We start from the raw sequence: 14,397 nt of genomic DNA, 5'->3' as shown, positions 1-14,397 counted from the left end.
ATATCTTATTATATTTTTATATCTATATTTTACATTAACATGTTAAATTTTGAAAGTAATTTATTATTTAATGAAATTAAAATAAAGATAAAGACTCAGCATCTTCTGAATCCTTATCTTTATGAGTATTTTACAAAATTTATATTATACCAATAATTTCATTTATATCTTTGATTCCTTGTTCCATGCAAAACTGTTCCATTTGCTTTACAACTTCTTTTCCTGCATTAGGATTAAAAAAATTAACTGTTCCTATTTGAATTGCTGTTGCTCCTGCCATCATGAATTCAATGGCATCAGTACCTGATACTATTCCACCTAGGCCTATAACTGGAATGCTTACAGCTTTTGATACTTCATGTACCATTCTAAGTGCTATTGGTTTTACTGCTGGTCCTGATAGTCCTGCATAAACATTATCAAATATAGGCTTTCTCTTATATGGATCTATTGCTAAGCCTTTTATAGTATTAATTAATGATATTGAATCAGCACCTGCTTTTTCACATTGTGTGGCCATATCAACTATATCTTCGGCATTAGGTGATAATTTTACCATAAGTGGCTTATGGGCTATGGCCTTTATTTTTGAAACAATTTCATAAGCTACCTCTGATTTGATTCCAAAAGCCATTCCCCCACTTTTTACATTAGGACATGATATATTAAGCTCTATCATATCTATATCTGTGCCTCTAAGCCTTTCTATTGCTGCCTCATAATCTTCTATACAGCCACCACCTACATTAGCTATGATGTTAGTATCAAACTGCTTCATCTTTATTAATTCTTCATTTATAAACTTATCTATTCCTGGATTTTGTAGCCCTACTGAATTCATCATTCCACTTGGCGTTTCAAAAACCCTTATACCGCTATTACCTTCTTTAGGATTTATTGTAAGTCCCTTAGATGAAATACCACCTAGTATTCCAACATCATAAAATTCATTATATTCGCTTCCAAATCCAAATGTTCCTGAAGCTGCTATTACAGGATTCTTAAAATCTACGCCATTTATATTAACCTTTAACATCTTATGCACTCCTTAAGCCTTTATAGTTCTACATAGTTTCCATCAAATACTGGACCATCTTTGCATGTTCTCTTATTACCATCTTTAGTTTTACATGTACATACAAGACATGCACCTACGCCACAAGCCATATGCTTTTCCATTGATACAAAAACCTGCACTCCATGCATCTTACACATTTCAACTACTTTTTTCATCATTACTTCTGGACCACAGCACAATACTGTGTCATATTCATCTACCTTTAATATATCTGTTATAAATCCATGATGTCCATATTTACCAGTATTAGTTGAAACATAACCTTCATTTATGTATTCACACATTTCATTTGTTAAATATATTTCATCTCTAAAGCCTGCATATAGATCTAATTTCATTCCCTTATTTCTTTTTCTAAGCTCTCTTGCTAGCATTACCATAGGGGCTATTCCTATTCCCCCAGCAACTAAAGCTACATTTCCATATTTTCTGTCAATATCAAACCCATTTCCAAGAGGCCCTGTAAGGTCAATATAATCATTTTCTGTAAGTGTAGCAAACTCCTGTGTTCCTTTTCCTACTGTAGCATAAACAAATATAATCTTTCCATCTTTACTTTCACTTATGCTTATTGGTCGTGGAAGAAGAGTTCCTCCTTGATGTTTAAGCATATAAAATTGTCCAGGTTTAACTATGCTATCTTCTGCCACAACCATTTCATATATTCCATCTACAATCTTTTTATTAGATAATATTTTTGCTCTTGTATATTTCATGATATTATCCTCCCACTACATAGCTTTTACAGCTGCTCTTATAGCATCTCTCATATTAATTGCTTCATTTCTTGCACATTCTGCATATTCCAATTCTTTATTTTCCTTTTTATAAGCTAATAATATTCCTCTTGATGAATTAACCACTCCACCATTGCCATTCTTTAAATAAAGTGCAACATCTTTGGCAGTACCACCTTGTGCCCCATATCCAGGTATTAAAAAGAACATATTGCTATATCTATTTCTTATTTCCTTACCTTCTTCCACATGAGTACACCCAATTACCCCACCAATTGCTGTATAACCATATCTTCCTTTTACAGTTTGTCCAGCTTCTGTTATCTTATCAGCTACTTCATTATATAACTTCTTTCCACCTTCTATATCTAGATTTTCAAAATCTTCTGCACCTTTATTTGATGTCCTTACTAATACAAAAACACCTTTTTTGCCACTTTCCATATACGGCATATATGGTTCAATACTATCCATTCCCATATATGGACTTAAAGTTATAAAGTCTGCCTCAAAGTCTCCTGTAAAATGTGCTTTAGCATATTGTGATGCAGTAGCAGCTATATCGCCTCTCTTAATATCAGCAATAATTATTGCATCTTTTTCTCTTAAATACTGTAAAGTATTCTTATAAGCAATAAGCCCAGCTAATCCCAAGGCTTCATAATATGCTATCTGCACCTTATAACATGCAACAACATCAAGAGTTGCATCTATTATTTCCTTATTAAATTGAAATATTGCCTCATCTAAGCTTTTTCCTGATAAAATATGTTGTGGTATATATGATGCATCTGTATCAAGCCCTAGACACACTACACCTCTTTCCTCAACTCTCTCATACAATTTATCTATTATTAACTTACCCATCACTTACCTCTCCTTAACTTAAGATTTATAAACTATCTTACCTTTTCTTATAGTAATCATAACTTCTCCAAAGTATTTTCTTCCATGGAAAGGAGTATTCTTTCCTTTTGACAGGAAAGTTTCCTTATTAACTACTATTTCTTTATTTAAGTCTAGCAAAACCATATCTCCATCATATCCTACAGATATCAATCCTTTATTCATTCCTAGTATTTCTGCTGGCTTCTTAGACATAAGCTCACTTAATTTATTTAGTGAAATGCCATTTTCCTTCACCAATGTTGTATAGCAAATAGAAAAGGCTGTTTCTAATCCTACCATACCAGGTGCTCCATTTTTCTTATCTTCCTCCGTATGTGGAGCATGATCTGTTCCTATACAATCAATTATCCCTTTCTTAATGGCATCTATGATAATCTTTATATCTTCCTTATTTCTTATTGGAGGGTTTACCCTATAATTGCTTATGTTTTCATCAAGAGCAATATGATGTGGTGTAACTTCACAAGTTACCTTTACACCTTCTTCTTTTGATGTTGTTATTGCTTTTACCGCTTCTTTAGTACTTACATGGGCCATATGAAGATGAGCTCCTGTTACCTTTGCCAAGTATAAGTCTCTGATAGTCATTAAGTCTTCAGCTATCCTCATATCAATTTTAGAAAAAGTCTTATCTTCAGCATGAGACATAACTACCCAATTATTTTCCTTTGCAAATTCCATTGCCTTCATCATTACGCTGGAATCCATAATTCCTACACCATCATCTGATATGGCTTTTACTTCCTTATCATCCTTAAAATTTTTTAAATGCTCTATACTGCTGCCTTTAAAATTATCAGTTACTGACACACATTGATGTATATCTATAAGTCCCACTTCCTCTGCTCTATCTCTTACATGATTTAAAACATCATAATTACTGCAAATAGGACTAGTATTAGCCATAAGACAAGCTGCAGTATATCCACCTTTTACCGCTGCTTTTGATCCACTTTCTATATCTTCTTTATGAGTAAGACCTGGTTCCCTAAAATGTGCATGAGTATCTATGAATGCTGGCATTAACACTAGCCCATTTCCCTCTAATACTTCTACACCTTCTTTAATAATCTCTAAGCCAACCTCTTTTATTATTCCTTCTTCAATATATATATCTCCATGAAAATTCTGAAAGGTATCAATTATATTGACATTTTTTATAAGTAAGTTATTCATATTCCCTATACCTCCCTTGGATTAATTATAGTATCGCAATATTGACATTTGTATGATCCCTTATCTTCATCCACAAGCTCAAAAACATCTTCTAAGTATTTTTCATCACTTGTTATACATCTAGGATTATTGCATTTTAATATTCTACTAATCTTTTGAGGTAATGGAGATTTTATCTTTTTAATTATTTGTTCATCTTTAGCTTCATTTATGTATTCCACTCCCCTAAGTAATTTAACTATTAAAGCCATTCTTACATACATACCAAACTCTGCTTGCTTGAAATAAGCGGCTCTTACATCTTTGTCTACTTCAATATCAATTTCATTAACCCTTGGTAATGGGTGCATAACTATCATATCTTTTTTAGCTATCTCCATTTTATGTGCATCTAAAATATAGCTATCTTTTAATCTTAAATATTCATTCTCATTGAAGAATCTTTCCTTTTGAATTCTTGTCATATATAAGATATCTAGGCTTTCTATAACCTCTTCAATCTTTTCTTCCTCACAATACTCTATATTATTTTTATCTAACACTTCCTGTCTTATATACTGTGGAATCCTTAATTCTTTTGGAGAAATAAGGACAAATTTTATATTTTCATATCTAGACATGGCTGTAATTAATGACTGTACTGTTCTACCATATTTTAAGTCACCACATATACCTATGACATGATTATGCAGTGTTCCCTTCAAACTCTTAATAGTTAAAAGATCTGTCAGTGTCTGAGTTGGATGATGATGTCCTCCATCTCCTGCATTTATTACAGGCACCTGTGAATACATGCTTGCAACCTTTGCAGATCCTTCTTTAGGATGTCTCATAGCTATAATATCTGAATAAATTGAAACCATTTTTATAGTATCGGCTAAAGTTTCACCTTTGACTGCAGAGCTTGAATTTGGCTCAGAAAAACCTAATATTTTTCCTCCTAACCTCATCATTGCAGCTTCAAAACTAAATCTTGTTCGCGTACTTGGCTCATAGAATAATGTTGCTAATATCTTGCCATTGCAACAATTGGAAAATTCATTTGGATTTGCTATTATTTGATGTGCTAATGTAAATATTTCATCAAGTTCACCTATAGATAAATCCATAGGATTTATTAAATGTTTGCTTTTCATATTTTCCACTCCTTTTTTAACTTCTCTGAGTTAAATTTAAAAAGAATTAAAAAAACGCCTCCCTTTATATCAAAAGGAAGGCATACTAATCCTAATATTCTACCAAAATCTGCTTCCTTTTGAATCTCTCTGGACTCCCTTAAAGGTACTCATTTTTACTTAGGATAACATTACTTCTCAATATTGTCAATATTATTAACTCCAATTATTAGTTATTTCATCCCACATCATTTTTCCACACTTAGCTAAAGTTATAGTTCCATAAACACTGTTTGGCACTTTTTCTGATAGAACTGTAAAGGTGAAATTTCCCTTTTCATTGTGTATATACTCTGTATCATTTTCAACAGATAGCTTATCTCCAGTTTTGCTAGATATTTCTGATTTTAAATCATCTTGGATATATAATGCTAGCTTATTCTTGATTTGTTGTCTTTCTAAAATATCAATAAGCATTTGGCCATTCTCTTTATTTAAAAATGTTCCATTATATAAATACTTCCACATCATACACAAATCATATGCTGAAGTCATATTTTCTATATTTACATCCAGCATACGTTCATCTGCTGTCTTCCTATTTAACTTAGTATTTTTTAACTCCATTGATTTTATATCTTCATTGATTTGTTCCATGCCTAATATATCAATTATCTTATTAGCTGCCGTATTATCACTTTGAATCAGCATAATTACCATCAACTCAAATAATGTATAATCTCTATCATCAAACTCATGAATTATTCCTGTACCATATACTTTTTCATCATTTAATACCTTTATCTTGTCCATAAAATTAGCTCTCTTATCTTCCACAGCTTTTATAAGTGAAATAGCTATAGGCAATTTCATACATCCTGCCGCAGTCATAGAAACGTTTTCATTATATCCATAAGAATATCCACTTCTTAAATCCTCAAAATAAAACGAATAATTTCCTACTCTTGTTTCTAAATACTTCTTAATACAATTCATCTAATACCCTCCGGTTTATATTGTTTTCTTTTTTAAATATTTTAACATAGTCATATAATTTATTAAATATTCTTTTTCATTTCCTAAAAATATACATCAATTGATAATATACTAAAAAACTGCCTATTTTCATAGACAGTATTCTTCTCTTCAGTAATATTAGTCTGCAAAGGATATTCCTATTTTTTTTGCTATCTTTACTAATTCTCCATCTGGATTGACATTCTTAGTTTTTTGTCCTATTACATTTTCAAGGGTATCACTGGTTATAGTATCTCCCTTTAAACATACCATTTTACCAAATTCCCTATTTACAATCATTTCAACAGCAGCAACTCCATATCTTGTAGACAATATCCTGTCATAAGTACAAGTATTCCCCCCTCTTTGAATATGTCCAAGAACAGTACATCGTACTTCTTTATCTTTCATTAAGCACTCTATATCACCAGCTAGTTTATTACCGATACCACCTAGCCTAATTGGATCTGGACTATCCTTAACAATCTTTGATATAACCACATTTCCATCCTTAGGTTTTGCACCTTCTGCCACTACAATTATAGTAAAGTTCTTACCACAACTTTCTCTCTCCTTTACCTTATCTATTATCTTATTTAAATCATATGGTATCTCTGGAATTAAGATAACGTCTGCTGAACCTGCTATTCCTGACTCTAAGGCAATCCAACCAGCATTCCTTCCCATTACCTCACATAGCATTATTCTGTGATGTGATTCTGCTGTGGTATGAAGCCTATCTAATGCTTCTGTAACTACATCTATTGCTGTATTGAACCCAAAGGTAACATCAGTGGATGCTAAATCATTATCAATGGTCTTAGGCACTCCTATTACATTAACACCTTTTCTAGCAAAATCCCTTGCAGATGTCAAAGTACCATCTCCTCCAATGACTACCAATACATCTACTCCCTCTTTTTTCATATTTTCTATAGCTACATCTGATACATCTTCCTTGCTTATAACACCATTTTTTTCTACCATATAATTAAACAAATTATCTTTATTAGAACTATACAGAATAGTTCCACCTCTGTGAAGTATTCCTGTTACAGTTTCCATGGTCAATGGCATGAAGTTATTATGATATAGTCCTTTATAACCAAACCTATAACCTATAACTTCAATTCCATAATTCAAAATAGCAGCTCTTGTTATAGCACGTATTACTGCATTTAATCCTGGACAATCTCCTCCACCTGTTAGTAATGCTATTTTCTTAATTGGCTGAACCATATAAAATCCCTCCCCATATACTACTTTTATATCTTTATTTATTATATAAAAGTCATAACATCTGATTACATCATTTACCACTTTACTACCTATTTTCACTGCTATTACTATAATATAATTCATAATAAAATTTAATACTAATTTTTATAAAATTTATTGACTAATTATAAGTAATTTCAATTCTAGCATCTTCATTAACTCCATCACATGAAATACTTATCATATTTTTACCTTTAATAAGTTCTAATTCGAAATATTCATTTACTTTTTCAAAAGTTCCATTACTTCTTCCTACATAATATTCATCCATTATTTTACCATTTTTAAATCCACCTACTACAAACCTTTCTACGCCTTCCTCCTCACTTTTCATCAATATTATATAAGCTTTATCATCTTCTACTTCACCTTCTGCATTTGGTGCTTTTGTAAACAACTCTCTATTTTCTGTATATATTGTTGGCATTAAAGCTTTATCACCATATGTAAGAGTTATTTCATTTTTAGATGTAATATATGTAATAACACTATTACTTTTTACTCTATCAACAGTATTATCTATCATAATTGTATATGATTTAAATAAATCTTTTTTATCACTAAAATATTCTTCTGACGATACTTTACCTATATATTTTAATTGTGAAATTCCTTTTTCAACTAATTCAACACCACTACAAGGAGTATTTTCAAAAGTAAAATATCCACCATCTACAATATCTACAGCAATCCATTTATTATACTTATCACTGTAGTATTCAACAATATAATATATATCATATTTATCTTCATCTTTTTTACTACATCTAATCTCACCAATTCTTGCATCATATCCTACAGAAGTAATAAAATCTCTTACAATTATAGCCATATCCTTAGCTGATACAATTCTTTTTTCACCAATTAATCTAATAATATCATAACCATTAAGAGCCTTTGTATCATCCACATTATCTAAAGTTACTACCTTGCTTGCAGCTTCTGATACCTTTAATATATAATTTATCTCATCATCGCCTTTATCTATTTTATCAAGATTATAAAGAGCTCTTAACATTTCTATTCTTAAATCACTTTCCTCTTCATAAAATAACGCTATGCTATCACCATTATAAATATTATTCCAAAGTTTGATTTCATATTTTTCTTTTGGTTTTACTGAATCATATATTCCATAACCTAATCCTCCTAGTACTACTGCTACTATGATTATCATCAATAATTTCTTCATATTTATCATCTTCTTTCATATATTTTTATACTATTATTTTCGTATATAATACAAAAAAAATTAAGAGACACTTAAAATGCCTCTTTAAATGTACTAACTTATTATTATATTATCTAATTAATTTGATTAAATCATAGTAATAATTATTAACTACTTTTTTCACTTTTCTTAAAATTACCTATAAACTCTAAAAAGTCTTTACTTCCATTTACAGGGAATAAATTTGTTACTATTATTTTAAAAATAGCTACTATTTCAACAAATACTCCTGTAACTATAAGCCTAAATGTCCATTCTTCCATCTTCCAACTTCCATTACCTATATTGCTAACGAGTTTATTTATAAAATGTACTTGATTTATTACTATTCCTAAAACCACTAAACAAATTATTATCTTTATCTTTTGATCTGACCTTTTTTCCTCTTTCCAAACATCTAAAATCTTTATAAGTTCAATTTGTTTTTCAATATCTTGCTTAACTTCATGACTTATAGTACTATCTATTATTTCACTTGTTTCTTTATCATCTATAACATCTGATAATTTTATTTGATAATTGTCTTTTTGCTCCATTTTATACCTACATTAACCCTAACTTTTGTACTCTCAAATTCATTGCAGAAGCTGAAACTGCAAATATTTTAGATAATTCTAAAATAATATTTTCATTTGAAAATCCAACTTTTTTCAATGTCTTAAAAGAATATTCTACTCTATTTTTTTCCATTAAAAGTGCAGCTGCAAATGCATTTGCTTGTATTTCAATAATTTTATTTTCATTATTAATATCTCTATGTAAATCTATACATTCACCCTTATTTTCCAAATGTCCTAAAAAATAATGACCTAATTCATGAGCAATTGTAAATCTCTTTCTATTTATAGGATCATATTTATTGACATAAATTTCTATGGATTCATTTTCTTTAAGTATTCCACCACAAACACTATCTTCAGCAATATCTTTAAACTGTACATCTCTAACAGCAATTCCCACTTTAAGTGCTATCTTTACAGGATCAATTGGAAATTCATTGAAAGAATACTTTTCAATTGTATCTTTAGCTTTTTCTTCTATTGATTCAATCCTCATCTCCCCACCTACTTTCCTAAATAAATAAATAACTTTATCCATATATATCACCTCATATTAGCTTTAAGTGTTTCCATATTTATTATTAATATACTTATATGAGCTTAATATATGGCATTATTACTTATTTATACTTTAACATTTTCATTGACAATGGACAAGTATTATTATTTTTAGTTTATAAACTCCATTTTCCAGTTATAATATCCTGTCTTTTCATCTTTTTCGTATCTTAAATATGCTGAGAATAAAGTTCCTTTCTTACTCTTAAGATTTCTAAAACCTACTTTACCATTTTTAAGCAGTAACTTTACCATTTCCTTAGTCACTTTCTTACCCATACTTTCAATGAATTTATCATTTTTCCAAATGGTATATTTACAACCATTTTTCCAATTGGTACAACCAAATCCTTTTTCTCCTTCAATTATATCATTACCACATACAGGGCATTTACCTATACTTTCTGTTCCTTCTGGTAATTCTACTTTAAAGTTTTTTAGCATAGCTGTATCTTTCTTAATATCCTCTACAGCTTCTACAGTGAAAGCTTTTATCATGGATAAGAAATCATCTTTCTTAAATTTACCTTTTTCTATATCAGATAAAGTCTTTTCAAGTCTTCCTGTATATTGTAAATCTAAAAGTTCTTTAACAGGGAATATTTCAACTAAAGTTTTTCCAAGGTCAGTACAAGTTAAACTCTTACCTTTTGATTTAATATATCCAGTATCCTTTAATTTCTTAATGGTTTCAGCCCTTGTTGCCGGTGTTCCTATACTAAATCCACTTAAAATTGCTTGCATCATCTCTGGGGAATCTTCTTCATCTTTAAAACTTTTTCCGCATGTCTCCATAACTCTTAATAGAGTTTTTTCATTATGAAGCTTTGGTGGTTTCTTAGTTACAGTATTAACTTTTCCATCAACTACTTGTACAATTTCCTTTCCATTTACAAAAGGTAAAATAGTATCTTTTGTTTCAATTTTTTCAACTACACGCCATCCTTCAACTATTTGAACTCTACCTTTAGCAGCAAAAATACCTTTAAATTTTTCATAATGAATTTTTACTGTTAACTTAGTTTCTTCAAATTCTGCTATAGGCATAAATTGCATTATAAATCTATTTTTAATTGAATTATATACTATTTCTTCATCTTTACTTAAACCTGTTGGTCTAATATATGTAGGTGTTATTGCACTATGGCTTTCTACCTTAGAGTTGTCAAATATTCTTTTATTATCTACAAACTTAATTTGCTCTTCATACGACAATCCATTTTTCGCTACTTCAAGAACCTTTTTAGTTTTATCTTTTAAACTTTCATCTAAAGCAACACTTCCTGTTCTTGGATAAGTTATAAATTTCTTTTCATAAAGGCCTTGTGCCACCTTTAATACCTTATCTGATGTCCAACCTTTATATTTACTTGTTATATAACCTTGTAAGTTAGATAAATTAAATAATAGAGGGGCATATTCTCTCTTCTTTTCCACTTGTTTCTCTATAATTTCACCTTCTTTATCTTTAAGATGCTTTTTTAATTCTTCAACAACTTTTTTATCTTCAAACTTTTCATTATTATTTTCATCATAATAAGTTCCTTCAAACTCTTCATTATTCTTTGTCTTAAAAGTTGCCAACAGCTTATAGTATGTAGATGCTTTAAAATTTTCTATTTCTTTATCTCTATCATATATTATTTTTAATGTAGGAAGTAAAACTCTTCCTATATTAATCATTTTTCTTTCTTTACCTGTACCACCATATCTTAATGTTGCTACTGAAGTTAAATTTATTCCTATAATCCAATCAGCCCACTGTCTACTTATACCTGCATCTTGAAGGGATTTCATTTCTATATTTTCCTTTAAATTATTCATCCCTTTTCTAACTTCATCTGGAGTCCATTCATTTAACAGTAATCTATATATAGGCTTATTTTGATTTAAGTACATAAATACTTCCAGTGATATAAGTTCACCTTCACGGTCTTGGTCAGTTGCAGATATAACACCATCCACATCATCACGTTCTATTAATGTTTTAATTATATTAATTTGCTTTTCTGCACCTTTATCTGTAACACTTCTATTTACGTTATCACATTTTACTTTATATTTAAATTCTTCAGGTATAAATGGAAATTTATCCATTCTCCATCCTTTCATATTTTCATCATAATCTTTGGCATCAAATAATTGAAATAAATGACCAAAAGCCCAGGTTACTAAATAATCATCACCTTCAAAATACCCATCTTTTCTTATTTTTATATTGTATGCATCTGCAATATTCTTAGCTACAGAAGGTTTTTCTGCTATTATTACTTTCTTCACTAAAATTTTCCTCCAATAGTCTGTTCTATTTATCATCTATTAATTATATATCTTTTTTTCATAAAAAAATAGACAGATATTAAGTTTTCAATAATACTTCTAATAACTGTCTATTTTTATTATTTAATTTTTATTAAACTATCTTAATTTAAATTTATCAATCATATTTTGTAAACTTTCAGATTGACTTGATAATTCTTCACTGGCAGCAGCACTTTCTTCTGAAATTGCTGTATTAGATTCTACTACCTCTGCAATTTGGTCTATACCATTATATACTTCTGAAATAGCCATTGCCCCTTGCTCTGTTAATTCTGCTATTGTACCAATTAGCTCTACCGCTTCCTTAGCTTTTCCTACAACAGAACTTAATGCTTCTGATGCTTCATCAGCAACATTCTTACCATCATTTACATTATTTATAGAATCTTCTATTAATATTTCTGTATTCTTTACAGCCACTGAACTTTCTTCTGCAAGCTTTCTAATTTCATCTGCAACAACTGCAAATCCTTTTCCTGACTCTCCAGCTCTAGCTGCTTCTATAGCTGCATTAAGTGCTAAAAGATTTGTTTGTTCTGATATACTATAAATAGTATTGATTATTGATTTAATGTTTATAGATGACTCTTCTATTTTATTCATAGCAGTCACCATTTCATTCATTTTTTCATTATTTAATTCAATTTGATTTCCTAACTCTCTAGTTAAAACATTTGTGCTATTAGCTTGTTCAGTTGAAACTTTAACTTTTTCATTTATTTGTCCAATAGCAGCCATTAATTCTTGAATTATACCAGCTTGATTTATAGCTCCTTCTGATATAATTTGAGCTGTTGATGCAACTTGTTCTGAACCATCCTTAACTTGCTCAGTAACTATTTTAATATCATAGAATGTATTATTTATAGAATCTACTATCTTTTCTAGCGATTCTTTTATCTCTATAAATTCACCAATATAGTTATCTTCAATTTCAACATCAAAGTTACCTTCAGCAAATTTATTTAATACTTCTGTTATATTACTTATATTATCTTTAGTAAATAAAATCATTTCTCTCATACAATCTGCTAATACACCAATTTCATCTTCTGATGTATATTCTATTTCTAAATCATAGTTACCTTTAGCCATTTCTAATGCAGCAGCTTTTATTTCTTCAACTGGATTAGAAATACTTTCAATTATAGCTTGCACAACTTTTGTTATAAGTATTAAACCAATGATTATTATTACTATTATTATAATCATTACTATTCCTATGTATCTAGTAGTCCCTTGTATATCATCTTGAACATTTGTACTTATTTTATCACCTATTAAAGATACTTGTTCAATTATAACATCTAATACTTCTGGACAATCATTTAATATAAGTTTATTAGCTTTTGCCATATCCTTATTATTTATTGCTGTCAATATTTCGTTACCTATATTTATCCACTTTGATATATTATTACCAAAATTCTCAAGCTCTCTTGCTATTTCTGGATCTTTGTTAATATTATAAACATACTCTAATTCAGTAGTTATTTCATTTACATATTTTTTCACATTTTGATCATATGATGATATATTTTCACCATTTTCAGCTCTTATATAAGCATCTCTTATATCTCTTGCTAAAGTTAATATACTTGTTGCAGTTTCTTGTATTGATATTTCGGAAGCATACTCAGTTTCAACAAAACTTTCAAGTTGACCTTTTAAATACATAAGACCTACTCCAGTAGCAACCGTAATAGTCGAAATAATTATTATTGCTACAATTAATACTTTTTTTAATTTTTTTGAAATTGATAAATTCTTAACTGACGTTAAATTTTCCAATTTATTGTTCATAATTAAAGCTTATCCTCCTCTTTTTAACATGTTATATATTTTAGCATATTTCGATCTAATTTGCTAACCTTTTTTTAAACTTTTAAAGTTTTATTAACTTTTATATTAAATAACCATTTTATGCAAAAAAACAAAGCTACATGCTAATTTTTTAGCCTATAGCTTTACTCTCTTTCTATGTTTTTTTTAATTTCTTTTTGCCCAATTTCAAGCTTATCAACTTTATATTCAAGTCTAGTTAACCTTTCATTTACTTTAACTTGTTCTGTCTTTAAAGTATTAACATCACTTTTTAATTCATTAACATCACTTTTTAATTCATTAAGTACATTAAGAATTTTTTTTAAAACCTGTTCCATAATTATACATCACTTATTTTATGTTTAAATAATTATTAAACATATTATATCACATAATAATTTGTCTACGCAAAAAAGAGAGCTTCCTCTAATACAATTTATTAAAAATTATATTAGATTCTTCTCTCTTTTATTTTTTATCTAAATTCAAATATCAATTTAAATTTACCTCTAACTTTTCCTCCAGCAAAATTATTTCCATATTTAGCTGTAAGACCAAATTCTAGAATTTCACTATTTATATCACCGTAATC

The 14,397-nt window shown here is 29.2% G+C and carries 13 protein-coding genes and 1 pseudogene; all 14 read right to left on the bottom strand.

All coding sequences use genetic code 11. The features are described from left to right. Nucleotides 1-139 precede the first annotated feature (139 nt). A complete protein-coding gene (locus H8R92_RS12115) occupies nt 140-1,036 on the bottom strand; it encodes a dihydroorotate dehydrogenase (protein ID WP_186835601.1) in 897 nt (298 codons plus the stop codon). A 20-nt stretch (nt 1,037-1,056) separates the two neighbouring features. Then, a complete protein-coding gene (locus tag H8R92_RS12110; protein WP_186835600.1) occupies nt 1,057-1,794 on the bottom strand; it encodes a dihydroorotate dehydrogenase electron transfer subunit in 738 nt (245 codons plus the stop codon). Between the two features lie 15 nt (nt 1,795-1,809). After that, a complete protein-coding gene (gene pyrF / locus H8R92_RS12105) occupies nt 1,810-2,682 on the bottom strand; it encodes an orotidine-5'-phosphate decarboxylase (RefSeq protein ID WP_186835599.1) in 873 nt (290 codons plus the stop codon). 18 nt (nt 2,683-2,700) lie between these two features. Further along, the gene (locus H8R92_RS12100) at nt 2,701-3,900 is read right to left on the bottom strand and encodes a dihydroorotase (protein ID WP_186835598.1); all 1,200 of its coding nucleotides are present in this window, start codon (nt 3,898-3,900) and stop codon (nt 2,701-2,703) included. 5 nt (nt 3,901-3,905) lie between these two features. Further along, nucleotides 3,906-4,151, bottom strand: a complete 246-nt coding sequence (locus H8R92_RS13255; RefSeq protein WP_243166660.1) for a hypothetical protein — start codon at nt 4,149-4,151, stop codon at nt 3,906-3,908. Further along, nucleotides 4,128-5,036: pseudogene (gene pyrB, locus H8R92_RS12095) on the bottom strand (aspartate carbamoyltransferase); the annotation flags it as partial. The pseudogene pyrB and the gene H8R92_RS13255, both read right to left, overlap by 24 nt. A gap of 195 nt (nt 5,037-5,231) precedes the next feature. Next, on the bottom strand, nt 5,232-6,011 hold the full coding sequence (locus H8R92_RS12090) for a serine hydrolase (RefSeq protein ID WP_186835596.1): 780 nt from the start codon (nt 6,009-6,011) through the stop codon (nt 5,232-5,234). 159 nt (nt 6,012-6,170) lie between these two features. Continuing rightward, entirely contained in the window at nt 6,171-7,271 is a 1,101-nt protein-coding gene (locus H8R92_RS12085) for a 6-phosphofructokinase (protein WP_022211942.1), read from the bottom strand. A gap of 160 nt (nt 7,272-7,431) precedes the next feature. Next, entirely contained in the window at nt 7,432-8,502 is a 1,071-nt protein-coding gene (locus H8R92_RS12080; protein WP_186835595.1) for a hypothetical protein, read from the bottom strand. Between the two features lie 146 nt (nt 8,503-8,648). After that, nucleotides 8,649-9,077 carry a hypothetical protein gene (locus H8R92_RS12075; protein WP_022211944.1) on the bottom strand — a complete coding sequence of 143 codons (429 nt, stop codon included), beginning with the start codon at nt 9,075-9,077 and terminating at the stop codon, nt 8,649-8,651. 7 nt (nt 9,078-9,084) lie between these two features. After that, nucleotides 9,085-9,639, bottom strand: coding sequence for an ImmA/IrrE family metallo-endopeptidase (locus tag H8R92_RS12070; protein ID WP_022211945.1), 555 nt, complete (start codon nt 9,637-9,639; stop codon nt 9,085-9,087). Nucleotides 9,640-9,770: 131 nt separating this feature from the next. Beyond that, the gene (locus H8R92_RS12065) at nt 9,771-11,939 is read right to left on the bottom strand and encodes a type IA DNA topoisomerase (protein ID WP_186835594.1); all 2,169 of its coding nucleotides are present in this window, start codon (nt 11,937-11,939) and stop codon (nt 9,771-9,773) included. 138 nt (nt 11,940-12,077) lie between these two features. After that, nucleotides 12,078-13,784, bottom strand: coding sequence for a methyl-accepting chemotaxis protein (locus H8R92_RS12060; protein ID WP_186835593.1), 1,707 nt, complete (start codon nt 13,782-13,784; stop codon nt 12,078-12,080). Nucleotides 13,785-13,948: 164 nt separating this feature from the next. Then, nucleotides 13,949-14,143, bottom strand: a complete 195-nt coding sequence (locus H8R92_RS12055; RefSeq protein WP_186835592.1) for a hypothetical protein — start codon at nt 14,141-14,143, stop codon at nt 13,949-13,951. Nucleotides 14,144-14,397 lie beyond the last annotated feature (254 nt).

Source organism: Clostridium lentum (assembly GCF_014287815.1).
Classification (GTDB): Bacteria; Bacillota; Clostridia; order Clostridiales; family Clostridiaceae; genus Clostridium; species Clostridium lentum.
Note: the sequence above shows the minus strand (reverse complement) of the source record. Positions and strands in the feature narration are given on the sequence as shown.